Raw genomic sequence first — 21,006 nt, 5'->3', positions numbered from 1 at the left:
TGACCCGCCAGAGCGAACCCGCACAAAAGTTGGCGCATTATCCTGTGATTGGCCGTGCCTGTCACTGGCGATGCACAATGCTTCATTAACGGGGTTGTCAGGTCGGTCCGAGCAGGCTCAAACTGGCGGCTTTCTCACTGGCACGCGACCACGCGGCCAGCTCGCTTAAAGTGCCTGCACAGACAGCGCACAAAGACAGATCATTCGGGGAACCTGACATGGAACTGGTTGTAAAAAGCGTAGCCGCTGCATCCTTGAAAACCGCCACGCTGGTGCTCGCAGTCGCGGAAGGCCGCAAACTCGGCGCCAGCGCCAAGGCCATCGACGAAGCCTGCGGCGGTGCCATCAGTGCCGTGCTCAAGCGTGGCGACCTGACCGGCAAGCCGGGCCAGACCCTGCTGCTGCAAAGCCTGCCCAACCTCAAGGCCGAGCGCGTGCTGCTGGTCGGCACCGGCAAAGACAGCGAACTGGGCGATCGCAGCTGGCGCAAAGTGGTTGCCAGCGTGCTGGCAGTGCTCAAGGGCCTCAACGGCAGCGACGCGGTACTGGCGCTGGACGATGTCGCCGTCAGCGGCCGCGATGCCTTTTATGGCAAGTCGCGCCTGCTGGCCGAAACCCTGCTCGACGGTGAATACGTCTTCGACCAGTTCAAAAGCAAGAAGGCCGAACCCCGCGCCCTGAAGAAAATCACCCTGCTGGCCGACAAGGCCGGTGCCGCCGACGTCGAGCGCGCCGTCAAGCACGCCCGCGCGATTGCGGCCGGCATGAGCTTTGCCCGCGACCTGGGCAACCTGCCACCCAACGTTTGCCACCCAAGCTACCTGGCCGAGCAGGCCAAGGGCATGGGCAAAGCCTTCAAGGGCCTGAAAGTCGAAGTGCTCGACGAGAAAAAGATCAAGGATCTGGGCATGGGCGCGTTCTACGCCGTTGGCCAGGGCAGCGACCAGCCGCCACGCCTGATCGTGCTCAACTACCAGGGCGGCAAGAAGAGCGAGAAACCGTTCGTGCTGGTCGGCAAGGGCATCACTTTCGACACCGGCGGCATCAGCCTCAAACCTGGCGCCGGCATGGATGAAATGAAGTTCGACATGGGCGGTGCAGCCAGTGTCTTCGGCACCCTGCGCGCGGTACTTGAGCTGCAACTGCCGATCAACCTGGTGTGCCTGCTGGCCTGTGCCGAAAACATGCCAAGCGGCGGCGCCACCCGTCCGGGCGATATCGTCACCACCATGAGCGGGCAGACCGTCGAAATCCTCAACACCGACGCCGAAGGCCGCCTGGTGCTGTGCGATACCCTGACCTATGCCGAACGCTTCAAGCCTCAGGCGGTGGTCGACATCGCCACCCTGACCGGCGCCTGCATTGTCGCCCTGGGCAGCCACACCTCGGGCCTGATGGGTAACAACGACGAGCTGGTCAACCAGTTGCTCGACGCCGGCAAGCGTGCCGACGACCGTGCCTGGCAACTGCCGCTGTTCGACGAGTACCAGGAACAGTTGGACAGCCCGTTCGCCGACATCGCCAACATCGGCGGCCCGAAGGCCGGCAGCATCACCGCCGGTTGCTTCCTGTCGCGCTTTGCCAAGGCCTACAACTGGGCCCATCTGGATATCGCCGGAACCGCCTGGATCAGTGGCGGCAAGGACAAGGGCGCCACTGGCCGCCCGGTGCCGCTGCTGACCCAGTACCTGCTCGACCGCGCCAACGCCTGAGTGAGTGCCGGCCGTCTACGTTCCCGGATGTAGACGGCTGGCAAGCTGACCATGAGCAAAGTTGACTTCTATATTCTGCCCAGCGACGCGCCCTCGGCGCGCCTGGATTTCGCCTGCAAGCTCTGCGAAAAGGCTTGGCGCATGGGTCATCAGGTCTACCTGCACTGCAGCGACGCCGCCCAGCGCGATGAGCTGGATGCCCGCCTGTGGGCCTTCAAGGGTGAAGCTTTCGTGCCGCACAATGCTGCCGAAGAACAGCCTCAGGGCAGCGTGGTACTGGGTTTGGGAGACGATCCCGGTAGCCACCAGGACCTGCTGATCAACCTCGACCTCAAGGTTGCGCCGTTCGCCGCCCGCTTTGCCCGCATCGCCGAGATCGTGGTCGAGGAGCCAACGATTCGTCAGGCTGCCCGAGAGAGTTTCCGTTTCTACCGCGAACAGGGCTATGCTCTGCAGGATCACCGCTTACAGCGACTCTGAAGACGATGGATAAACCCACTCCCCTGCCCCAATCTGCACACCTGCTGGACGACCTCGAGTCGATCCGCCAACTGCTGGGCGACGAATCCCTTGAACCGCCGCTGCTGACCGACACAGTTGAAGAGCAGATTCCGCTGCTGCTCGAAGAGGCTGAGCCTGCACCTGTGGTTGCTCCAGCGCCTACGCCAGAACCGCCGCTCGACCCGCAGGCAAAACGCCAGGAAACCCTGCTGCATCTGGATGCCGAACTGCGCGCTGCCGCTCAGTTGATCATGCAGGACGTGATCAACGACTTTACCCCGCACATCGAGAACGAGATCAAGCGCCGTCTTGATGCCCGCCTTGAGCGTCTGCTTAACCCATAATTGAACCCATCGCGGGACGATTCGACTTGCCCCGCGATGTTTTTGCCTCCTGCCATCACCTCATGCTACGCCCCGGCACTTATCCCCGTTATACTGCTCGGCTTTCCTGAATAAATGCCATAGGGTCCCGCCGCGCATGGATAAGACCTACCAGCCGCACGCTATTGAAACTTCCTGGTACAACACCTGGGAGTCCGAGAATTACTTCGCTCCGCAAGGCGCGGGCGATTCCTACACCATCATGATTCCGCCGCCGAACGTCACCGGCAGCCTGCACATGGGTCATGGTTTCAATAACGCGATCATGGATGCCCTGATCCGTTTCCGCCGCATGCAGGGCCGCAACACCCTGTGGCAGCCGGGAACCGACCACGCTGGTATCGCCACGCAGATGCTGGTCGAGCGTCAGCTCGAGGCCAAAGGCCAGAGCCGCCACGACCTGGGTCGCGAGAAATTCCTGGAAAAAGTCTGGGAATGGAAAGACCAGTCCGGTGGCAACATCAGCCGCCAGATCCGTCGCCTGGGCTCCTCGGTCGACTGGAGCCGCGAGCGCTTCACCATGGACGACGGCCTGTCCGAAGCGGTCAAGGAAGCCTTCGTGCGCCTGCATGAAGACGGCCTGATCTACCGCGGCAAGCGCCTGGTCAACTGGGACACCAAGCTGCACACGGCGATCTCCGACCTTGAAGTGGAAAACCACGACGAGAAAGGTCACCTGTGGAACCTGCGCTACCCGCTGGCTGACGGCGCCAAGACCGCCGACGGCAAAGACTACCTGATCGTTGCCACCACCCGTCCGGAAACCATGCTCGGCGACGCCGCCGTGGCCGTGAACCCCGAAGACGAGCGCTACAAGGCGCTGATCGGCAAGTTCGTCGAGCTGCCACTGGTTGGCCGCCGCATCCCGATCATCGGTGACGACTACTGCGACCCTGAATTCGGCACCGGCTGTGTGAAAATCACCCCGGCCCACGACTTCAATGACTACGAAGTCGGCAAGCGTCACAACCTGCCGCTGCTGAACATCTTCGACAAGAACGCCTTCGTATTGCCGGCCGCCCAGGTGTTCAACCTCGACGGCAGCGTCAACGAAAGTGTCGACGCCACCCTGCCTGCCCAGTACGCCGGTCTTGACCGCTTCGTCGCGCGCAAGCAGATCGTTGCCGACTTCGACGCCGCCGGCCTGCTGGTCAGCGTCGACGACCACGCCCTGAAAGTGCCGAAAGGCGACCGCTCCGGCACCGTCATCGAACCGTGGCTGACCGACCAGTGGTACGTTTCGACCAAGCCGCTGGCTGAACCGGCGATCGCCGCTGTCGAAGACGGCCGCATCCAGTTCGTACCCAAGCAGTACGAGAACATGTACTTCTCCTGGATGCGCGACATCCAGGACTGGTGCATCAGCCGCCAGCTGTGGTGGGGCCACCGTATTCCGGCCTGGTACGACGAGTCCGGCAAGGTCTACGTCGGCCGCAGCGAAGAAGAAGTGCGCGCCAAGCACAACCTCGGTGCCGACGTGGTCCTGAACCAGGACAACGACGTCCTCGACACCTGGTTCAGCTCGGGCCTGTGGACCTTCTCGACCCTGGGCTGGCCGCAGCAGACCGAATTCCTGAAGAAATTCCACTCCACCGACGTGCTGGTCACCGGCTTCGACATCATTTTCTTCTGGGTTGCCCGGATGATCATGCTGACCATGCACCTGGTGAAGAACGAAGATGGCACCCCGCAAGTGCCGTTCAAGACCGTCTACGTTCACGGTCTGGTCCGCGACGGCCAGGGCCAGAAGATGTCCAAGTCCAAAGGCAACGTTCTGGACCCACTGGACATCGTCGACGGCATCACTCTCGACGAGCTGCTGGAGAAACGCACCAGCGGCCTGATGCAGCCAAAGCTGGCCGAGAAGATCGCCAAGCAGACCAAGGCCGAGTTCCCCGAAGGCATCGCCAGCTACGGTACCGACGCCCTGCGCTTTACCTTCTGCTCGCTGGCTTCGACCGGCCGCGACATCAAGTTCGACATGGGTCGCGTCGAAGGTTATCGCAACTTCTGCAACAAGATCTGGAACGCCGCCCGCTACGTGCTGGACAAGGGCGAAGACTGCGGCCAGAACGGCGAAGCCTACGAGCTGTCGCTGGCGGATCGCTGGATCATCTCGCAGCTGCAACGCACCGAAGCCGAAGTGACCCGCCAGCTCGAGCAGTTCCGCTTCGACCTGGCTGCCCAGGCGCTCTACGAGTTCATCTGGAACCAGTACTGCGACTGGTACCTGGAGCTCTCCAAGCCTGTGCTGTGGGACGAAAACGCTCCGGTCGAACGCGCCCGTGGCACCCGCCGCACCCTGGTACGCGTGCTGGAAGTGGCGCTGCGCCTGGCTCATCCGTTCATGCCGTTCATCACCGAAGAAATCTGGCAGCGCCTGGCGCCGCTGGCCGGTGCCGAAGGCAAGACCATCATGCTGCAGCCGTGGCCGGTGGCCAACGAAAGCCGCATCGATGCCGCTGCCGAAGGCGATATCGAATGGCTCAAGGAGCTGATGCTCGGCGTGCGCAACATCCGCGGCGAGATGAACATCGGCCCGGGCAAACCGCTGCAACTGTTCCTCAAGAACGCCAGCGCCGAAGACCAGCGCCGTCTGCAGGAAAACGAAGCACTGCTGAAGAAGCTGGCGAAGATCGAATCCTTCACCGTGCTGGGCGAGCAGGACGAAGCACCACTGAGCGCCACCGCGCTGGTGGGTGATTTGCAAGTGCTGGTACCGATGGCCGGCCTGATCGATAAAGATGCGGAACTGGCGCGCCTGAACAAGGAAATCCAGCGTCTGCAGGGTGAAGTCCAGCGTGTCGGCGGCAAGCTGTCCAATGCCTCCTTCGTCGACAAGGCACCGCCTGCGGTGATCGACAAGGAACGCGCCAAGCTGGCCGAGGCCGAACAGGCCCTGGCCAACTTCACCGAGCAGCATGCGCGGATTGCCGCACTGTAACGATCGCTGACCTCAGTGACGCTATCGCGGGCAACGCCCGCTCCCACAGGTCGGTACATGACATTGTGGGAGCGGGCGTTGCCCGCGATGCTTTTCACCGGACCCAAAAATGACCACAGCCAACAAACCGACCCTGCACCCGCGCAACCGCCACCAGGGTCGCTACAACTTTCCCGAGCTGATCAAGAGCAGCCCCGAACTGGGCACGTTCATGATCACCAATCCCCACGGCAAGCCGAGCATCGACTTCGCCAACCCCGACGCCGTCCGGGTGTTCAACCGCGCGCTGCTCAAGGCCCAGTACGGCATCCAGCACTGGGACATCCCGGCCGACTACCTGTGCCCGCCGATTCCCGGCCGCGCTGACTACATCCACGTCGTGGCCGACTTGCTCGCCGATGACAACAACGGCGAGATTCCCCGCGGTGCCCAGGTGCGCGCCCTGGATATCGGCGTCGGCGCCAACTGCATCTATCCGCTGCTGGGCCACAGCGACTACCGCTGGCGCTTTCTTGGCTCGGACATCGACACCACGGCCCTGGCCGCTGCCAAAGCCATTGTTCAGGCCAACGGCCTGGATAAAGCCATCAGCCTGCGCCAGCAAGGCAGCCGCAAGCACATCCTGCTCGGCCTGCTCAAAGACGACGAGCGTTACGACCTGACCCTGTGCAACCCGCCCTTCCATGCCTCACGGGAAGAAGCCACCCGCGGCAGCCAGCGCAAGTGGCGAGCCTTGGGCAAGGCCGACCCCAAGCGTAAATTGCCGGTATTGAACTTTGGCGGGCAGAACAACGAGCTCTGGTGCGAAGGCGGCGAAATCCGCTTCGTCAGCCAACTGGTGGCAGAAAGCGCCGCGCTCGGCCAGCAGGTGCTGTGGTTCACCTCACTGGTGTCCAAAGCCTCCAACCTGCCCGGCATCCAGGCGGCGCTGAAGAAAGCCGGTGCGCAGGACGTACGGATTGTCGAGATGGGCCAAGGGCAGAAACAAAGCCGCATGGTCGCCTGGACCTTCCAGGACGCCAATGCCCGCCAGGCCTGGCGGGCACAGCGCTGGGCCAGCAGCAAGGCATAAAAAAACCGCGTCCGGGCAACCCGGACGCGGTTTTTCGAAACTGCTTACAATTACTTGTTTACAGCGTCGGTCAGCACTTTGGCTGGAACGAACTTGACGACTTTCTTGGCAGCGATTTCGATGGCAGCGCCAGTCGAAGGGTTGCGGCCGGTACGGGCAGGACGCTCGGTGATTTTCAGTTTGCCAATGCCTGGCAGAGTGATTTCGCTGCCATTTTCCAGTTGATCAGCAACGATCTGGCCCAGTTGCTCCAGAGCGTTACGCGCGGTGGTTTTCGGCGCGTCGATAGCTTCGGCGATGTCGGCGATCAGTTGGTCTTTGGTCAATGCCATGGTGGTGTTCCTTCCCTATCAAATTCAGTGAGTATGCAGAGTGCTACGTCAGTCATCGAGCCAGACCTGCGGGGTAACCGGCGGTCCGGTGTTACAGCCACGTCATTCGCGTATGTAGATACGTAAAACGGCGTTTGGTTCGACGTGACGCGAGCGGTCTGCCAGCAATGCGCCACACACGGGGCGCAAGACCGGGCAAAACTACCACAGGAATGGATAAATATCCGCAGCTGACCGGCTAAATGTGCAGGTTTTTCGGGGCTTTGCGCGAAAAAACGCAAAAAACTGAACAAAAAACGAACAACCGACATTTCTGCCAACATCTGGCCGCTGAATCACCTCTGGGCTGAGGTACACTTGGCAACTTTGCAACGCGGCCAGCACCGCCCATTTTCAACCGAGAATCCCATGCCGATCCGTCATTGCATCGTCCACCTGATCGACAAGAAACCCGATGGCAGCCCCGCTGTGCTGCACGCACGCGACTCCGAGCTGGCCGAGTCCAGCGCCATCGAAAACCTCCTGGCCGACCTCAACGACAGCTACAACGCCAAACAAGGCAAAGCCTGGGGGTTCTTCCACGCCGAATCCGGTGCCCATCCGTTCAGCGGCTGGCTGAAAGAGTACCTGGAAGACGGCAGCACCTTCACCGCCTTCAGCCGGGTCGCCGTCGAGCACCTGCAAAAACTGATGGAAGAATCCAACCTGTCGGTCGGTGGTCACGTCCTGTTCGCCCACTACCAGCAAGGCATGACCGACTACCTGGCCATCGCCCTGCTGCATCACAGTGAAGGCGTGGCGGTGAACGCCGAACTCGACGTTACCCCGTCCCGCCACCTGGACCTGGGCCAGCTGCACCTGGCCGCGCGGATCAACCTCTCCGAGTGGCAGAACAACAAAACCTCAAAACAGTACATCTCGTTCATCAAAGGCAAGAACGGCAAGAAGGTCTCGGAATACTTCCGCGACTTCATCGGCTGCCAGGAGGGCGTCGACGGCCCCGGCGAAACCCGCACCCTGCTCAAAGCCTTCAGCGATTTCGTCGAAAGCGAGGACCTGCCTGAAGAGGCCGCCCGCGAGAAAACCCAGACCCTGGTCGACTACGCCACCAGCCAGACCAAGGCCGGTGAGCCAGTGACCCTGGAGGAGCTTTCCGGGCTGATCGACGAGGACCGCCCACGGGCCTTCTACGAACACATCCGCAACAAGGACTACGGCCTGTCGCCGGAGATCCCTGCCGACAAGCGCACCCTGAACCAGTTCCGCCGTTTCACCGGCCGCGCTGAAGGACTGTCGATCAGTTTCGAGGCGCACCTGCTGGGCTCGAAGATCGAATACGACGAAGAAGCCGGCACGCTGATCATCAAAGGCCTGCCGACGCAACTGACCGATCAGCTCAAGCGTCGCAAGGACTGAGTCCCTGCCAGGAGGCCACCAGGGCCTCCTTGGCGCTTTTGCGCAGCTTCTTCACCAGCCGCTCCTGGCGCAGCGCCTCGGCCTTGTCCGGCCAGGCCTCGACGTAGACCAGCGCCACTGCCGGACTGGTACTGAAATAGCGCGCGCCCTGGCCCTTCTGGTGGGCGATGAAACGCCGTTGCGGGTTATCACTGATTCCGCAGTACAACGAGCCGTTGGCGGCACGCACCAGGTAGACATACCAGGGTTTCACGGGAGTTTCGACGGCAGCTTCGGACACGGTGCGGACTATTCGACGACAAAGCCCACAGCTTACCCGTTCAGCGACCGGCCTGAAACGCGCGCAGGCCTTTCAATGCCTGCTGGCGAACCTTGCCCTGGACCATCGGTGTCCAGCCCAGCAACAGCCCTGTCGTGCCCAACGCCTGCCGCGACCAGCGCCACAGATCGAAGCTGTCGTGATGCTCGCAGATCTTGCCGTCGCGAAAAACAAAGCGCGCCTGGATATCGTTGACCACCGTGCGCCCGGTCTGGCTGAACAGGTAGGTCGCAACCCAGTGCGCACTGCCGTTACGCTCATCGGCGTGCACGTTGTCGAAGGTCAGGGAAAAGTCCTTGGCTCGGGTGCTGAGCATTCGCCACATGTCGCCGGCGTCCTTGCCGCGCAGGGTGCCGAAGGCCGGGTCGCTGAAGATGATATCTGCGCTGTAGCAGGCAACCATCGCTTCAGCGTCCAGGCGCTGGAAAGCCTCGTAGAAGCGGGTGATCAAAGCACTGTGGGCATCGCTCATGAGGCGGGTCCGTTTCCGATGGAATAGACCCGCACGATAGTCCGCTCATATGGCAAAAAGCTATGGGCATTTACCTGCTGAATACCGATGGCTTCAAACTCGCTCGCTGACCACCTGCACATGCAGATTGCGCCCGGCCTTCAAGCCAAAACCGATGGCACCGACGCCCAGCACCGCAAAAATCCAGCCGACCGCATTCCAGCCTCCGGTCAGGTCGTGCACCAGACCCACGGCGAACGGCCCCATGGATGCCAGGGTGTAGCCGACGCCCTGGGCCATGCTCGACAGGTTGGCGGCCACATGGGCATCTTTGGAGCGCAACACGATCAAGGTCAGCGCCAGGGCAAAGGTGCCGCCCTGCCCCAGCCCGAGCACGACTGCCCAGCCCCACAGACCATCGAGCGGCGCATACAGGCAGCCGAACAGACCGGCCAGCGCCAGGAGCATGACCACGACAATGGCCAGACGCTGATCCTTGCCACGCGTTGCCAGCCATGGCGCGCTGAGCGAGCTGATCAACTGCACGATCACCGAACCCGACAACACCAGACCCGCCTGGGTCGGGGACAGGCCGCGACCGATGAGAATCGACGGCAACCAACCGAAGACAATGTAGGCCAGCGACGACTGCAGCCCCATGTACAGGGTTACCTGCCAGGCCAGTGGATCGCGCAGCAGGCCGCGTACCCGATAAGCCACATGATGTGCTCCGTGCCCCTGGCGCGCTTGCGGCAGCCAGATCAGCGCCGCCAGCAGCGCCGGTATCAACCAAAAGCCCAGGCCCAGCGACCAGCTGTCGCCAAAATGCTCGCTCAACGGTACCGTGGCACCTGCGGCCATGGCAGCTCCCAGGCACAGCGCCATGGTGTAAACCCCGGTCAACGTGCCCGCATGCTTGGGAAAGTCGCGCTTTACGATACCCGGCAACAAGACCCCGATCACGCCAATGCTGGCCCCAGCCATGATGCTGCCAACAAACACCCCGGTACTGCCGAAAGCACTACGCACGGCGATGCCGGCAGCCAGGGTCAGGAGGATGCCGAGGATCACCCGCTCGCTGCCAAAGCGCCGTGCCAGGATTGGTGCCAAGGGCGCAAACAGTCCCAGGCAAAGTACCGGCAGTGTCGTCAGCAAGCCGGCCTGAGAGGCGGTCAGGCCGAGGCTATCGGAGACCTGGCTGAGCAACGGCGCCATGCTCGACAGCGCCGGGCGCAAGTTCAGCGCCACCAGCACCAGGCCAAGCAGCAACAACCAAGGGCGCGTGAGCAGCACCGATTGTTGTTGCACCTGTTCGTCGTCGGCTTCGGCGTCGATCAGCAGTTCTTCCAGCTCCGGCCCGTTGGCCGGCTGGGTGTTTCGAGCAGTGTCATGCGCCATGGCAGCCTCGCAAGGTCAGGATTCGTTGATCAGGGTCCGGCTCAGGGCTTTGGCCTTGTCCGAATCGCGTTGTTCGATAGCGTCGAGAATCTGGCCATGCAGGTCGAAAACCATCTGGCAGCGCGGCGCTTGGCTCAGGTTGTGGTGCACGGTAGCGGCCACTACCCCGGAGAAATAGCGGTACAACTCGCTCAATGCCGGGTTGTGCGCGGCATCCACCAGGCGTTGGTGGAAGATCAGGTCGCAGCTGACATAACGCTCCAGGTCAGCGTGAAAATGCTCGCTGCTATGGGCCAGCGCTTCACGCAGACCTTGCAGGTCCTCGTCAGTGCGACGTAGCGCTGCCAGGCCAATCGCCTCGGCTTCGAGGATGTGCCGCGTTTCCCGTGCCTGTTCAAGATTGCAGCGGGACAATGCCTGGACTGCCTGCAACGGGTCGACCGCGGTGCGTAGATAGCTGCCGTCACCCTGGCGGACTTCGACCAGGCCACTGAAGGCGAGCACGCGCATGGCTTCACGCACGGTATTTCGGCTGATGCCCAATTCTGTCGCCAGCTCAGGCTCAGTGGGCAGGCGTTGGCCCACCGCCCAGGCGCCATTGGCGATGCGCTGACGCAGTTGATCGACAGCCTGTTCGACCAGCGAGCGTTTGATTAGCAAGGTCATTTGCGCTTACATCCAATCATCGGACGAATTAGAGAAACGGAAGATTAACGCTTTGCCTCCTGGAAAAGCAATCGCCGGCAAAGCCGGCTCCCACAGGATTGATACGAACCTTGTGGGAGCCGGCCTTGCCGGCGATAGGGGCAGCGCGGAATCAGTTCAAAGCATCAACCAATGCCTGATTCATCTCCGGAGTACCAATGGTGATACGCAGGAACTGGGCAATGCGTGGTTGCTTGAAGTGACGCACGATCACCCCTTGCTCACGCAACCTGGCTGCCAGTTCGCCGGCATCCTGCTGCGGATGACGGGCAAAGATGAAGTTGGCTGCCGAAGGCAGTACTTCGAAGCCACGCGCAGTAAGCTCGGCCACCAGCTCCTCGCGACTGTCGATAACCTTGCGGCAGGTTTCGTCGAAGTAGGCCCGATCCGCAAACGCTGCAGCCGCACCGACGATGGCCATGCGATCGAGCGGATAGGAGTTGAAGCTGTTCTTGATCCGCTCCAGCGCCTCGATCAGGTCTGGGTGACCCACCGCCAGACCGACCCGCAAGCCCGCCAGCGAGCGCGATTTGGACAAGGTCTGGGTAACCAGCAGGTTGTCGTAGCGGTCTACCAGGCTGATTGCCGTCTGCCCACCGAAATCGATGTAGGCTTCATCGACCACCACCACCGTCTCCGGGTTGGCCTTGAGCAGTTGCTCGATAGCCTCCAGCGCCAACAGGCAGCCGGTCGGGGCATTGGGGTTGGGGAAGATGATGCCGCCATTGGGCCTGGCGTAGTCCTCGACGCGGATCTGGAACTGCTCGTCCAGTGCTACCGCTTCGCAAGGAATGCCATACAGACCGCAATACACCGGATAGAAGCTGTAGCTGATATCCGGGAACAACAGCGGCGCGCCGTGCTGGAACAGGCCGTGGAAAATGTGCGCGAGCACTTCGTCCGAACCATTGCCGAGGAACACCTGGTTGCCGTTGACCCCGTAATACTCCGCCACTGCCTGCTTGAGCAGGTCACTGTTGGGGTCCGGGTACAGACGCAGATTGTCGTTCAACTCGCCGCGCATGGCCTCCAGCGCCTTGGGCGACGGGCCATAGGGGTTCTCGTTGGTGTTGAGCTTGACCAGCCTGGCCAGCTTCGGTTGCTCACCCGGAACGTAAGGCACCAGATCCTTGACGAAGGGGCTCCAGAATTTACTCATGCTCAGTTCCCCTTCTTGTCGGCAACAATGCGGTATTCGGCGCTACGGGCGTGGGCGGTCAGCGATTCGCCACGGGCGAGGATCGAGGCGGTGTGGCCCAGTTCCGATGCGCCCTGCTCGGAGCAGAAGATGATCGACGAACGCTTCTGGAAGTCATATACCCCCAGCGGCGAGGAGAAGCGCGCGGTACCGGAGGTTGGCAACACGTGGTTCGGACCTGCGCAGTAATCGCCCAGGGCTTCGCTGGTGTGGCGTCCCATGAAGATCGCGCCGGCGTGGCGAATCTGCGGCAGCCAGGCCTGTGGATCAGCCACCGACAGCTCCAGGTGTTCAGGCGCGATACGGTTGGCGACTTCCATGGCCTGCTGCATGTCACGCACCTGGATCAGCGCACCACGAGCATTGATCGAAGTCTTGATGATTTCGGCACGCTCCATGGTCGGCAGCAGCTTGTCGATGCTGGCAGCCACCTTGTCGAGGAACGCTGCATCCGGGCTGACCAGGATCGCCTGGGCATCTTCGTCGTGCTCGGCCTGGGAGAACAGGTCCATGGCGATCCAGTCCGGATCGGTCTGGCCGTCACAGACCACGAGAATTTCCGAAGGACCGGCAATCATGTCGATACCGACCTGGCCGAACACGTGGCGCTTGGCCGTGGCGACGTAGATGTTGCCGGGGCCGACCACCTTATCGACCTGCGGCACGCTCTCGGTGCCATAGGCCAGCGCCGCTACCGCCTGGGCGCCACCGATGGTGAACACCCGGTCGACACCGGCAATGCAGGCGGCCGCGAGCACCAGTTCGTTGACCTCACCACGCGGGGTTGGCACCACCATCACCACTTCACCGACGCCGGCAACCTTGGCCGGAATCGCGTTCATCAGTACCGACGAAGGGTAGGACGCTTTGCCGCCCGGCACATACAGGCCGGCACGATCCAGCGGGGTGACCTTCTGGCCCAGCACCGTACCGTCAGCCTCGGTGTAGCTCCAGGAGTCCTGCTTCTGCCGCTCGTGGTAACTGCGCACGCGACTGGCAGCCTTTTCCAGGGCTTCGCGCTGGGCTGCGGTGATGCGGGTCAGGGCCAGTTCCAGGCGCTCACGACCGAGGATCAGGTCGTCGATCGACTTGGCTGCAACGCCATCGAAACGCTGGGTGAATTCCACCAGTGCCGCGTCACCGCGCTCGCGCACGGCTTTGATGATGTCGAGCACACGCTGGTTGACCGCATCGTCAGACACACTTTCCCAGCTCAACAGATGATCCAGATGTCGGGCGAAATCCGGGTCAGCGGCATTGAGTCGGGCAATTGCAGTGGACGTGGTCATAGCGAGGGCCTCAATAAATGGCGAATGCTCAGGCGCCCTAAGCTACCAGTCCATCCGCGCGGGCACCCGAGAAAATTGGCTATGACGCGGATAGATGGGCGCGACAGCGAAGGTCGCGCGCAGGAATCAGCCGCGGTGTCGCGATTCGACAGCCTGGCGCAGGGTGTCGATCAGGCTCTGGATGCGCGCATGCTGCATCTTCATCGAAGCCTTGTTGACCACCAGCCGGGAGCTGATGGTGGCAATCAGTTCCTGGGGTTCCAGGCCATTGGCACGCAGGGTGTTGCCGGTGTCGACGACGTCGATGATCTTGTCGGCCAGACCGATCAGCGGCGCCAGCTCCATCGAACCGTACAACTTGATGATATCGACCTGACGGCCCTGTTCGGCGTAATAACGCTTGGCGACATTGACGAACTTGGTCGCCACGCGCAGACGGCCCTTGGGCTCAGCGGCGCCAATGGCACCGGCGGTCATCAGCTTGCACTGGGCAATCTGCAGGTCCAGCGGCTCGTAAAGGCCCTGGCCGCCGTACTCCATCAGCACGTCCTTGCCCGCCACACCCAGATCGGCGGCGCCATGCTCGACATAGGTCGGCACGTCGGTAGCCCGTACGATCAGCAGACGTACGTCGTCCTGAGTCGTCGGGATGATCAGTTTGCGGCTCTTGTCCGGGTTCTCGGTCGGCACGATACCGGCTTCCGCCAGCAGCGGCAGGGTATCGTCGAGAATCCGACCTTTGGATAGCGCGATGGTCAACATGGGAAACGTCGGTCCTTATGCGGCTACAGCCGGCCGGGCCTGATGTGGCCCGACCGCATTCAATTCGGTGCAGCAATTGGCTGGCGCGTCCCTGCGCCGGTCACAGACTAGCCCGGTACGCGACGGATCTTCGCGCCCAGCATCTGCAGTTTTTCTTCGATGCACTCGTAACCACGGTCGATGTGGTAGATGCGGTCGATCAGGGTGTCGCCTTCGGCCACCAGGGCCGACAGCACCAGGCTCGCCGAAGCCCGCAGGTCGGTGGCCATGACTGGCGCGCCCTTGAGGGTTTTGGTGCCGGTGACGATGGCGGTGTTGCCTTCCACCTGGATATGCGCGCCCATGCGGTGCATTTCGTAAACGTGCATGAAACGGTTTTCGAAGATCGTCTCGATCACCGCACCGGTGCCTTCGGCAATGGCGTTGAGCGAGATGAACTGCGCCTGCATGTCGGTCGGGAATGCCGGATACGGCGCGGTACGCAGGTTCACGGCTTTTGGCCGCTTGCCATGCATGTCCAGCTCGATCCAGTCTTCACCGGTGGTGACTTCGGCACCCGCTTCCTTGAGTTTTTCAAGGACGGCTTCGAGGATGGTCGGATCGGTGTCCTTGACCTTGACCCGGCCACCGGTGACGGCAGCGGCAACCAGGTAGGTACCGGTTTCGATACGGTCCGGCATGACCCGGTAGGTCGCAGAACCCAGACGCTCGACGCCATCGATGGTGATGGTGTCGGTGCCGGCGCCCTGAACCTTGGCGCCCATGGCGTTGAGGAAGTTGGCCAGATCGACCACTTCCGGCTCACGCGCGGCGTTCTGCAGCACGCTGCGGCCCTTGGCCAGGGCAGCGGCCATCATGATGTTCTCGGTACCGGTCACACTGACGGTGTCGAAGAAGAAGTGCGCACCGCGCAGACCGCCTTCAGGCGCCTTGGCTTTGATGTAGCCACCTTCGACTTCGATCTTTGCGCCCATGGCTTCAAGACCACGGATGTGCAGGTCGACCGGACGCGAACCAATGGCGCAACCGCCAGGCAGTGCCACTTCGGCTTCGCCAAAGCGGGCAACCATCGGGCCCAGTACCAGGATCGAGGCGCGCATGGTTTTCACCAGCTCGTACGGCGCGACCAGGGTCTTGATGGTGCGCGGATCGATCTCTACCGCGAGCTTCTCGTCGATCACCGGCTCAATGCCCATGCGGCCGAACAGCTCGATCATGGTGGTGATGTCGTGCAGGTGCGGCAGGTTGCCGACCGTGACCGGACCATCGCAAAGCAGGGTAGCGGCAAGAATCGGCAGGGCCGCGTTCTTGGCACCGGAAATGCGGATTTCGCCATCAAGACGAACGCCGCCAGTAATAATCAGTTTGTCCATTTGTGTCTCGCCGCCAATTTAGGCTCAGTTGCGCTCAGCCCAGGCTGCGCTGCTGAAAAATTTCATGGTTACCGCATGGATGCTGCCATCGGTGATCCACGGGTTAAGGTGAGCATAGATCTGCTGTTGACGCTTGACCGGGCTCAGGGCCGCCAATTCGTCACTGATCACGTTCAACTGGAAGTTGCAGCCTTCGCCTTCAACTTCGACCCGGGTTCCCGGCAACTTTTCTTCAAGGAAGTTCTTAACTTCTACGGCCTGCATGCTCAACCTCAATCGGCGCCCTGTGCGCGCGGGTCGGCCATCATACAAAAAAGCCCCTCGCCTGCGAACCCCGTAAACGGAGACTCTGACAGAGGGGCCAGTCGCTGGCTGGCGGTCATTGACCGGCCAGCACCTCGTCGAGGTCATAAACCTCGGCGATTTCACGCATATCCTGAGGCATTGCGCGAACCTCGACAGCCTTGCCGGCCGCCTTGCCATCGCGCATGAATGCCAGCAACAGGGACAAGCCGACGCTGCTGGATTTCTCCACCTGCGAGCAATCGAGCACCAGGGCGCCGGCCTTGCACGCCGTGATCAAGGCTTTACCTTCCTTGCGCAAGGCGGGCCCGCTGCGGTAGTCCAGCACCCCGGCCAGGCTCAACACACCTGGCTCGTTCATGGTCACGGCGCTATCACTCATTGCTCTTGCTTCTCGGCAGTTTCCTTGGCCTTGGCCACTTCGCCGGCCCAGCCGTCGATGGTCTTGTCCAGGTCGTTGCCATTACGGTTCATGGCGTCAGCGAACTGGTCACGGAACAGTTTGCCGATGTTGATGCCGTTGACGATGACGTTACGTACTTTCCATTCATCGCCCAGCTTGGTCATGGTGTACTGAACCGGGTAGATCGCGCCGTTGTTGCCCTTGACGGTCATGTCGACGCTGGCACGGTCATCACCGTCCTTTTTCTCGGCGCCGACAGTGATGCCCTGGTTGTTGTACTCGAGCAAGGCGTTGCCGTAGAACTGCATCAGGCTGCGCTTGAAGTTTTCCTGGAAGCGCTGCATCTGCTCCGGGGTGGCCTTGCGCGAATACTTGACGGTCATGATGCTTTTCGAGATGCCATCGGCATCGACCACCGGCCCCAGATTGGCGTTCAAGGCATCGTAGAACGCACTCGGGTTGGCCTTGTATTGCTCTTTGTTGGCCTTCAGGTCGGCCAGCAACTGGGTGGTTGTCCCCTGAATCACCTCTTTGGGGGACTGAGCAGCTGCGCCAGCCATCAACGGCAGCGCAGCCAGCAGTACCAGCAAGCCGCGTCGCAGGATAGAAATCATGGAAACTCCTTATTTAGCTTCTTTGCCAACGGTATTGAGCAGGAACTTGCCAATCAGATCTTCCAGCACCAGCGCCGACTGGGTGTCGTGAATGGTTGCACCATCCTTGAGCACCGCTTCTTCTCCGCCCACGCTGATACCGATGTACTTCTCGCCGAGCAACCCAGCGGTGAGGATAGATGCAGTGGAGTCGGTAGGCAGGTTGTCTACGCGTTTTTCCAGCTGCAACGTCACCCGACCGGTGTAGGTGTCACGGTCCAGATCGATGGCCGTGACCTTGCCGATGGTCACACCGGCCATGGTCACTTTAGCTCTGACCGTCAAACCGGCGATATTGTCGAAGTATGCGTAAATTTTATAGGTATCGCTGCTCGGGCTCGCCGACAGGCCGCTGACGCGCAGGGCCAGCAGGATCAGCGCCAGGATCCCGGCCAGGAGGAACAGGCCGACACCGATTTCCAGGGTGCGGTTTTGCATCAGAAATCTCCAAACATCAAGGCGGTCAGAATAAAGTCCAGACCCAGGACTGCCAATGAGGCATAGACCACGGTCTTGGTGGTGGCACGGCTGATCCCCTCTGAAGTGGGCTCGCAGTCATAGCCTTGGAATACGGCAATCCAGGTAACAACAAAAGCAAAAACCAGGCTCTTGATCACGCCATTGAGCACATCGTCAGTGAACGACACACTGTTCTGCATGTTGGCCCAGAACGAGCCTTCATAGACGCCCAGCCAGTCCACCGCCACCCAGGACCCACCCCAGATGCCCACCACGCTGAAAATCAGCGCCAGCATCGGCAGCGAGATGAAACCGGCCCACAAACGCGGGGCAACGATGTATTTGAGCGGATCGACACCGATCATTTCCAGGCTGGAAAGCTGCTCGGTGGACTTCATGTTGCCGATTTCGGCGGTCAGCGCCGAACCTGCACGCCCGGCGAACAGCAATGCGGTCACCACCGGCCCCAGCTCACGCAGCAAGGTCAAGGCAACCATCTGCCCGACTGCCTGTTCCGAGCCGTACTTGGTCAGGATGCTGAAACCCTGCAGGGCCAGCACCATACCGATGAAGACCCCGGAAACGACAATGATCGCCAGCGACAGCACGCCAACCGAATAGAGTTGCCTGACCAGCAGTTGAAAGCCGCCGCCAGTGCCGCTGCGCCCGACCAGCGAGTGCAGCAGGAACAGAAACGAGCGGCCGAGCACGGCCAGCACGTCGATGGCCGAACGGCCAAAACGACGAATACGTTCGAGCAAGGATTTTCTGCGCATCAACGCTTCCCCAGAAGATCGGCGCGGTAATCCGGCGCAGGAAAGTGAAAGGGTACCGGTCCGTCCGGGTCGCCTTTCATGAATTGACGAATGCGCGGATTGTCGGAGCCCATCAGCTCGTCCGGCGTGCCCTGGCCAAGCACCTGGCCGTCGCCGACGACATAGATGTAGTCGGCAATACTGGCGGTTTCGGCCAGGTCGTGGGAGACCACGATGCTGGTGATACCCAGGGCATCGTTGAGCAAGCGGATCAGCCGCACCAGAACGCCCATGGCGATCGGGTCCTGACCGACGAAGGGCTCGTCGTACATGAGGATCTGTGGGTCCAGGGCAATGGCCCGTGCCAGTGCCACACGACGCTTCATGCCCCCGGACAGCTCGTCAGGCATCAGTTCGATGGCACCGCGCAGGCCGACGGCCTGCAGTTTCATCAGAACAATGTCACGGATCATTTCGTCGGACAGCTGGGTATGCACCCGCAGCGGGAATGCCACGTTCTCGAACACGTCGAGATCGGTGAACAGTGCGCCACTCTGGAACAACACCCCCATCTGCTTGCGCGCATCGAACAGATCGCTGCGCGACAGCGTCGGCAGGTTCTGCCCGGCGACCCAGACCTCGCCGCTGGCCGGACGCAGCTGTGCGCCCATCAGACGCAACAGTGTGGTCTTGCCGCACCCGGAAGGCCCCATGATGCCGGTGACCTTGCCGCGGGGAATGCGTATATCGACATTATTGAAGATGCTGCGCGAACCGCGCTTGAAGGACACACCCTTCAACTCGACCGCGTAGGCGTTATCAACGCTCATCTAGACTCCTTGCGATGCAGCCATCTCACTCAGACGCGCGCCCCCTTCATGGAGGCACGCACGCCCTGAGCGGGCCGAACAGGCGGCGAACTATATCATCGCTGATAGCGGCGCCCCAAGGCCGTAGCAGTGCTTGTTCAGCCAGGGTTAAGGTTGGCGAGCGACTGTATGACAATCACAAGGTGAGGGTTTTGCGCATTACCGCTATAATCGCCGCCTTTTCATCAGGCAATCCGATTTTCGACATGAGCCAATCCAGCGACCTGATCCAATCCGCGCAACGCACCATCCGTTTCGAACTCGAGGCGGTTGAGGGCTTGCTAGCCCACATCGACGCCGATTTCGTCAAGGCGTGCGAGCTGATCCTGGCCAGCAAGGGCCGCGTGGTGGTGGTCGGCATGGGCAAGTCCGGGCATATCGGCAACAAAATCGCCGCGACCCTGGCCAGCACCGGCACGCCGGCCTTCTTCGTTCATCCGGCCGAAGCCAGCCATGGCGACATGGGCATGATCACCCGCGACGATGTCATCCTCGCCCTGTCCAACTCCGGTTCGACCGCCGAGATCGTTACCCTGCTGCCGTTGATCAAGCGCCTGGGCATCCAGTTGATCAGCCTGACCGGCAACCCGGACTCGCCGCTGGCCAAGGCCGCCGAAGTCAACCTCGATGCCCGTGTTGCCCAGGAAGCCTGCCCACTGAACCTGGCACCGACCTCCTCGACTACCGCCGCACTGGTCCTGGGCGACGCCCTGGCCATTGCCTTGCTCGAAGCACGCGGTTTTACCGCTGAAGACTTCGCTTTCTCGCACCCTGGTGGCGCCCTCGGCCGCCGCCTGCTGCTGAAAGTCGAGAACGTCATGCACGCCGGTGAAGAACTGCCGCAGGTGCAGCGCGGAACCCTGCTCAAGGACGCACTCCTTGAAATGTCTCGCAAAGGTTTGGGCATGACCGTGGTGCTTGAAGCCGACGGGCGGTTGGCCGGGATCTTCACCGACGGTGACTTGCGCCGCAGCCTGGATCGCAACATCGATGTACACACCACCCTGATCGAAGAGGTCATGACCGCTCACGGCAAGACCGCCCGCGCCGAAATGCTCGCCGCCGAAGCCCTGAAAATCATGGAAGACCACAAGATCAGTGCCCTGGTGGTGATCGACAAGGACGAGCGCCCGGTTGGCGCCCTGAACATGCACGACCTGTTGCGTGCGGGAGTGATGTAAATGAGCCAGGACCTGCTCCAGCGCGGCAAGGCGATCAAGCTTGCGGTATTCGATGTAGACGGCGTACTGACCGACGGCCGCTTGTACTTCCTCGAAGATGGCAGCGAATTCAAGACCTTCAACACCCTCGACGGCCAGGGCATCAAGATGCTCATGGCCTCGGGCGTGACCACGGCGATCATCAGCGGGCGCAAGACCCCGGTGGTCGAGCGCCGGGCCAAGAACCTCGGCATCCCGCACCTGTATCAGGGGCGTGAAGATAAATTGGTGGTATTGGACGGCCTACTCAGCCAACTCAACCTAAGCTATGAACAAGTTGCCTATCTGGGCGACGACCTGCCTGACCTGCCGGTGATCCGTCGCGTCGGCCTGGGCATGGCCGTGGCCAATGCCGCAGCCTTTGTCCGCGAGCACGCCCACGGGATCACCAAGGCCCGTGGCGGTGAAGGCGCAGCCCGCGAATTCTGCGAGTTGATCCTGCAAGCCCAGGGCAATCTCGACGCGGCCAATGCCCATTACCTGTAGAGC

The 21,006-nt window shown here is 61.6% G+C and carries 23 protein-coding genes; 8 read left to right on the top strand and 15 right to left on the bottom strand.

Annotated elements, in window-relative coordinates:
* Positions 1-218: 218 nt before the first annotated feature.
* The 5 genes from AC07OF_RS03790 (at position 219) to rlmF (ending at position 6,612) form a co-directional block, all read left to right on the top strand.
* Complete coding sequence (locus AC07OF_RS03790; protein ID WP_157193950.1) at positions 219-1,712, top strand: leucyl aminopeptidase; 1,494 nt, start codon at positions 219-221, stop codon at positions 1,710-1,712.
* A gap of 51 nt (positions 1,713-1,763) precedes the next feature.
* Positions 1,764-2,192, top strand: a complete 429-nt coding sequence (locus AC07OF_RS03785) for a DNA polymerase III subunit chi (RefSeq protein WP_038614340.1) — start codon at positions 1,764-1,766, stop codon at positions 2,190-2,192.
* Positions 2,193-2,197: 5 nt separating this feature from the next.
* Positions 2,198-2,557: a DNA polymerase III subunit chi gene (locus AC07OF_RS03780; RefSeq protein ID WP_157193951.1), complete on the top strand. Its 360-nt coding sequence runs from the start codon at positions 2,198-2,200 to the stop codon at positions 2,555-2,557.
* Positions 2,558-2,693: 136 nt separating this feature from the next.
* Positions 2,694-5,540, top strand: a complete 2,847-nt coding sequence (locus AC07OF_RS03775) for a valine--tRNA ligase (protein ID WP_495072583.1) — start codon at positions 2,694-2,696, stop codon at positions 5,538-5,540.
* A 109-nt stretch (positions 5,541-5,649) separates the two neighbouring features.
* A complete protein-coding gene (rlmF, locus tag AC07OF_RS03770; RefSeq protein ID WP_157193955.1) occupies positions 5,650-6,612 on the top strand; it encodes a 23S rRNA (adenine(1618)-N(6))-methyltransferase RlmF in 963 nt (320 codons plus the stop codon).
* A gap of 50 nt (positions 6,613-6,662) precedes the next feature.
* On the opposite strand, the gene AC07OF_RS03765 is transcribed toward rlmF, so the two are convergent.
* The gene (locus AC07OF_RS03765) at positions 6,663-6,944 is read right to left on the bottom strand and encodes an HU family DNA-binding protein (protein WP_009398256.1); all 282 of its coding nucleotides are present in this window, start codon (positions 6,942-6,944) and stop codon (positions 6,663-6,665) included.
* Positions 6,945-7,352: 408 nt separating this feature from the next.
* Between AC07OF_RS03765 and yejK the strand changes: the two genes are divergently transcribed.
* Positions 7,353-8,360, top strand: a complete 1,008-nt coding sequence (yejK, locus tag AC07OF_RS03760) for a nucleoid-associated protein YejK (RefSeq protein ID WP_038614347.1) — start codon at positions 7,353-7,355, stop codon at positions 8,358-8,360.
* Here the strand turns inward: yejK and AC07OF_RS03755 are convergent.
* From AC07OF_RS03755 to AC07OF_RS03690, 14 genes are all read right to left on the bottom strand, one after another.
* Positions 8,341-8,613, bottom strand: coding sequence for a GIY-YIG nuclease family protein (locus AC07OF_RS03755; protein WP_232478209.1), 273 nt, complete (start codon positions 8,611-8,613; stop codon positions 8,341-8,343). The genes yejK and AC07OF_RS03755 overlap by 20 nt on opposite strands.
* 67 nt (positions 8,614-8,680) lie before the next feature.
* Positions 8,681-9,151, bottom strand: coding sequence for a nuclear transport factor 2 family protein (locus AC07OF_RS03750; protein WP_157193959.1), 471 nt, complete (start codon positions 9,149-9,151; stop codon positions 8,681-8,683).
* A 93-nt stretch (positions 9,152-9,244) separates the two neighbouring features.
* Entirely contained in the window at positions 9,245-10,528 is a 1,284-nt protein-coding gene (locus AC07OF_RS03745) for a CynX/NimT family MFS transporter (protein WP_157193961.1), read from the bottom strand.
* Between the two features lie 15 nt (positions 10,529-10,543).
* Complete coding sequence (locus AC07OF_RS03740) at positions 10,544-11,194, bottom strand: FadR/GntR family transcriptional regulator (RefSeq protein ID WP_038614356.1); 651 nt, start codon at positions 11,192-11,194, stop codon at positions 10,544-10,546.
* Positions 11,195-11,345: 151 nt separating this feature from the next.
* Entirely contained in the window at positions 11,346-12,392 is a 1,047-nt protein-coding gene (gene hisC / locus AC07OF_RS03735; protein ID WP_495072582.1) for a histidinol-phosphate transaminase, read from the bottom strand.
* Between the two features lie 2 nt (positions 12,393-12,394).
* On the bottom strand, positions 12,395-13,720 hold the full coding sequence (gene hisD / locus AC07OF_RS03730; RefSeq protein WP_157193965.1) for a histidinol dehydrogenase: 1,326 nt from the start codon (positions 13,718-13,720) through the stop codon (positions 12,395-12,397).
* 126 nt (positions 13,721-13,846) lie between these two features.
* Positions 13,847-14,482, bottom strand: a complete 636-nt coding sequence (gene hisG, locus AC07OF_RS03725; RefSeq protein WP_028942845.1) for an ATP phosphoribosyltransferase — start codon at positions 14,480-14,482, stop codon at positions 13,847-13,849.
* Positions 14,483-14,589: 107 nt separating this feature from the next.
* Positions 14,590-15,855 (bottom strand): UDP-N-acetylglucosamine 1-carboxyvinyltransferase, encoded by a 1,266-nt coding sequence (murA, locus tag AC07OF_RS03720; RefSeq protein ID WP_157193967.1) that lies wholly within the window; start codon positions 15,853-15,855, stop codon positions 14,590-14,592.
* A 24-nt stretch (positions 15,856-15,879) separates the two neighbouring features.
* Positions 15,880-16,119, bottom strand: coding sequence for a BolA family protein (locus tag AC07OF_RS03715; protein WP_028942843.1), 240 nt, complete (start codon positions 16,117-16,119; stop codon positions 15,880-15,882).
* A 115-nt stretch (positions 16,120-16,234) separates the two neighbouring features.
* Positions 16,235-16,540, bottom strand: a complete 306-nt coding sequence (locus AC07OF_RS03710; RefSeq protein ID WP_157193969.1) for an STAS domain-containing protein — start codon at positions 16,538-16,540, stop codon at positions 16,235-16,237.
* The gene (locus AC07OF_RS03705; protein ID WP_038614367.1) at positions 16,537-17,175 is read right to left on the bottom strand and encodes an MlaC/ttg2D family ABC transporter substrate-binding protein; all 639 of its coding nucleotides are present in this window, start codon (positions 17,173-17,175) and stop codon (positions 16,537-16,539) included. The genes AC07OF_RS03710 and AC07OF_RS03705 overlap by 4 nt, the downstream gene beginning before the upstream one ends.
* Before the next feature lie 9 nt (positions 17,176-17,184).
* Positions 17,185-17,652 (bottom strand): outer membrane lipid asymmetry maintenance protein MlaD, encoded by a 468-nt coding sequence (gene mlaD / locus AC07OF_RS03700; protein ID WP_157193971.1) that lies wholly within the window; start codon positions 17,650-17,652, stop codon positions 17,185-17,187.
* Positions 17,652-18,449, bottom strand: a complete 798-nt coding sequence (mlaE, locus tag AC07OF_RS03695; protein WP_038614371.1) for a lipid asymmetry maintenance ABC transporter permease subunit MlaE — start codon at positions 18,447-18,449, stop codon at positions 17,652-17,654. Before mlaE ends, mlaD begins: the two co-directional genes overlap by 1 nt.
* Complete coding sequence (locus AC07OF_RS03690; RefSeq protein ID WP_038614373.1) at positions 18,449-19,258, bottom strand: ATP-binding cassette domain-containing protein; 810 nt, start codon at positions 19,256-19,258, stop codon at positions 18,449-18,451. Before AC07OF_RS03690 ends, mlaE begins: the two co-directional genes overlap by 1 nt.
* A gap of 245 nt (positions 19,259-19,503) precedes the next feature.
* On the opposite strand from AC07OF_RS03690, the gene AC07OF_RS03685 reads away from it, so the two are divergent.
* Positions 19,504-20,478, top strand: a complete 975-nt coding sequence (locus AC07OF_RS03685) for a KpsF/GutQ family sugar-phosphate isomerase (protein ID WP_038616920.1) — start codon at positions 19,504-19,506, stop codon at positions 20,476-20,478.
* Positions 20,479-21,003 (top strand): KdsC family phosphatase, encoded by a 525-nt coding sequence (locus AC07OF_RS03680; RefSeq protein ID WP_157193973.1) that lies wholly within the window; start codon positions 20,479-20,481, stop codon positions 21,001-21,003.
* Positions 21,004-21,006: the final 3 nt, after the last annotated feature.

Source organism: Pseudomonas sp. GW821-FHT10B02, assembly GCF_059415665.1.
Note: the sequence above shows the minus strand (reverse complement) of the source record. Positions and strands in the feature narration are given on the sequence as shown.

Coding starts and splice junctions, on each gene's coding strand:
- AC07OF_RS03765 (WP_009398256.1), bottom strand. CDS start 6,944: ATGGCATTGACCAAAGACCAACTGATCGCCGACATCGCCGAAGCTATC.
- AC07OF_RS03790 (WP_157193950.1), top strand. CDS start 219: ATGGAACTGGTTGTAAAAAGCGTAGCCGCTGCATCCTTGAAAACCGCC.
- mlaE (WP_038614371.1), bottom strand. CDS start 18,449: ATGCGCAGAAAATCCTTGCTCGAACGTATTCGTCGTTTTGGCCGTTCG.
- AC07OF_RS03680 (WP_157193973.1), top strand. CDS start 20,479: ATGAGCCAGGACCTGCTCCAGCGCGGCAAGGCGATCAAGCTTGCGGTA.
- AC07OF_RS03740 (WP_038614356.1), bottom strand. CDS start 11,194: ATGACCTTGCTAATCAAACGCTCGCTGGTCGAACAGGCTGTCGATCAA.
- AC07OF_RS03690 (WP_038614373.1), bottom strand. CDS start 19,258: ATGAGCGTTGATAACGCCTACGCGGTCGAGTTGAAGGGTGTGTCCTTC.
- hisC (WP_495072582.1), bottom strand. CDS start 12,392: ATGAGTAAATTCTGGAGCCCCTTCGTCAAGGATCTGGTGCCTTACGTT.
- murA (WP_157193967.1), bottom strand. CDS start 15,855: ATGGACAAACTGATTATTACTGGCGGCGTTCGTCTTGATGGCGAAATC.
- rlmF (WP_157193955.1), top strand. CDS start 5,650: ATGACCACAGCCAACAAACCGACCCTGCACCCGCGCAACCGCCACCAG.
- AC07OF_RS03785 (WP_038614340.1), top strand. CDS start 1,764: ATGAGCAAAGTTGACTTCTATATTCTGCCCAGCGACGCGCCCTCGGCG.
- AC07OF_RS03775 (WP_495072583.1), top strand. CDS start 2,694: ATGGATAAGACCTACCAGCCGCACGCTATTGAAACTTCCTGGTACAAC.
- AC07OF_RS03705 (WP_038614367.1), bottom strand. CDS start 17,175: ATGATTTCTATCCTGCGACGCGGCTTGCTGGTACTGCTGGCTGCGCTG.
- AC07OF_RS03780 (WP_157193951.1), top strand. CDS start 2,198: ATGGATAAACCCACTCCCCTGCCCCAATCTGCACACCTGCTGGACGAC.
- hisG (WP_028942845.1), bottom strand. CDS start 14,482: ATGTTGACCATCGCGCTATCCAAAGGTCGGATTCTCGACGATACCCTG.
- AC07OF_RS03745 (WP_157193961.1), bottom strand. CDS start 10,528: ATGGCGCATGACACTGCTCGAAACACCCAGCCGGCCAACGGGCCGGAG.
- mlaD (WP_157193971.1), bottom strand. CDS start 17,652: ATGCAAAACCGCACCCTGGAAATCGGTGTCGGCCTGTTCCTCCTGGCC.
- AC07OF_RS03685 (WP_038616920.1), top strand. CDS start 19,504: ATGAGCCAATCCAGCGACCTGATCCAATCCGCGCAACGCACCATCCGT.
- hisD (WP_157193965.1), bottom strand. CDS start 13,720: ATGACCACGTCCACTGCAATTGCCCGACTCAATGCCGCTGACCCGGAT.
- AC07OF_RS03715 (WP_028942843.1), bottom strand. CDS start 16,119: ATGCAGGCCGTAGAAGTTAAGAACTTCCTTGAAGAAAAGTTGCCGGGA.
- yejK (WP_038614347.1), top strand. CDS start 7,353: ATGCCGATCCGTCATTGCATCGTCCACCTGATCGACAAGAAACCCGAT.
- AC07OF_RS03750 (WP_157193959.1), bottom strand. CDS start 9,151: ATGAGCGATGCCCACAGTGCTTTGATCACCCGCTTCTACGAGGCTTTC.
- AC07OF_RS03710 (WP_157193969.1), bottom strand. CDS start 16,540: ATGAGTGATAGCGCCGTGACCATGAACGAGCCAGGTGTGTTGAGCCTG.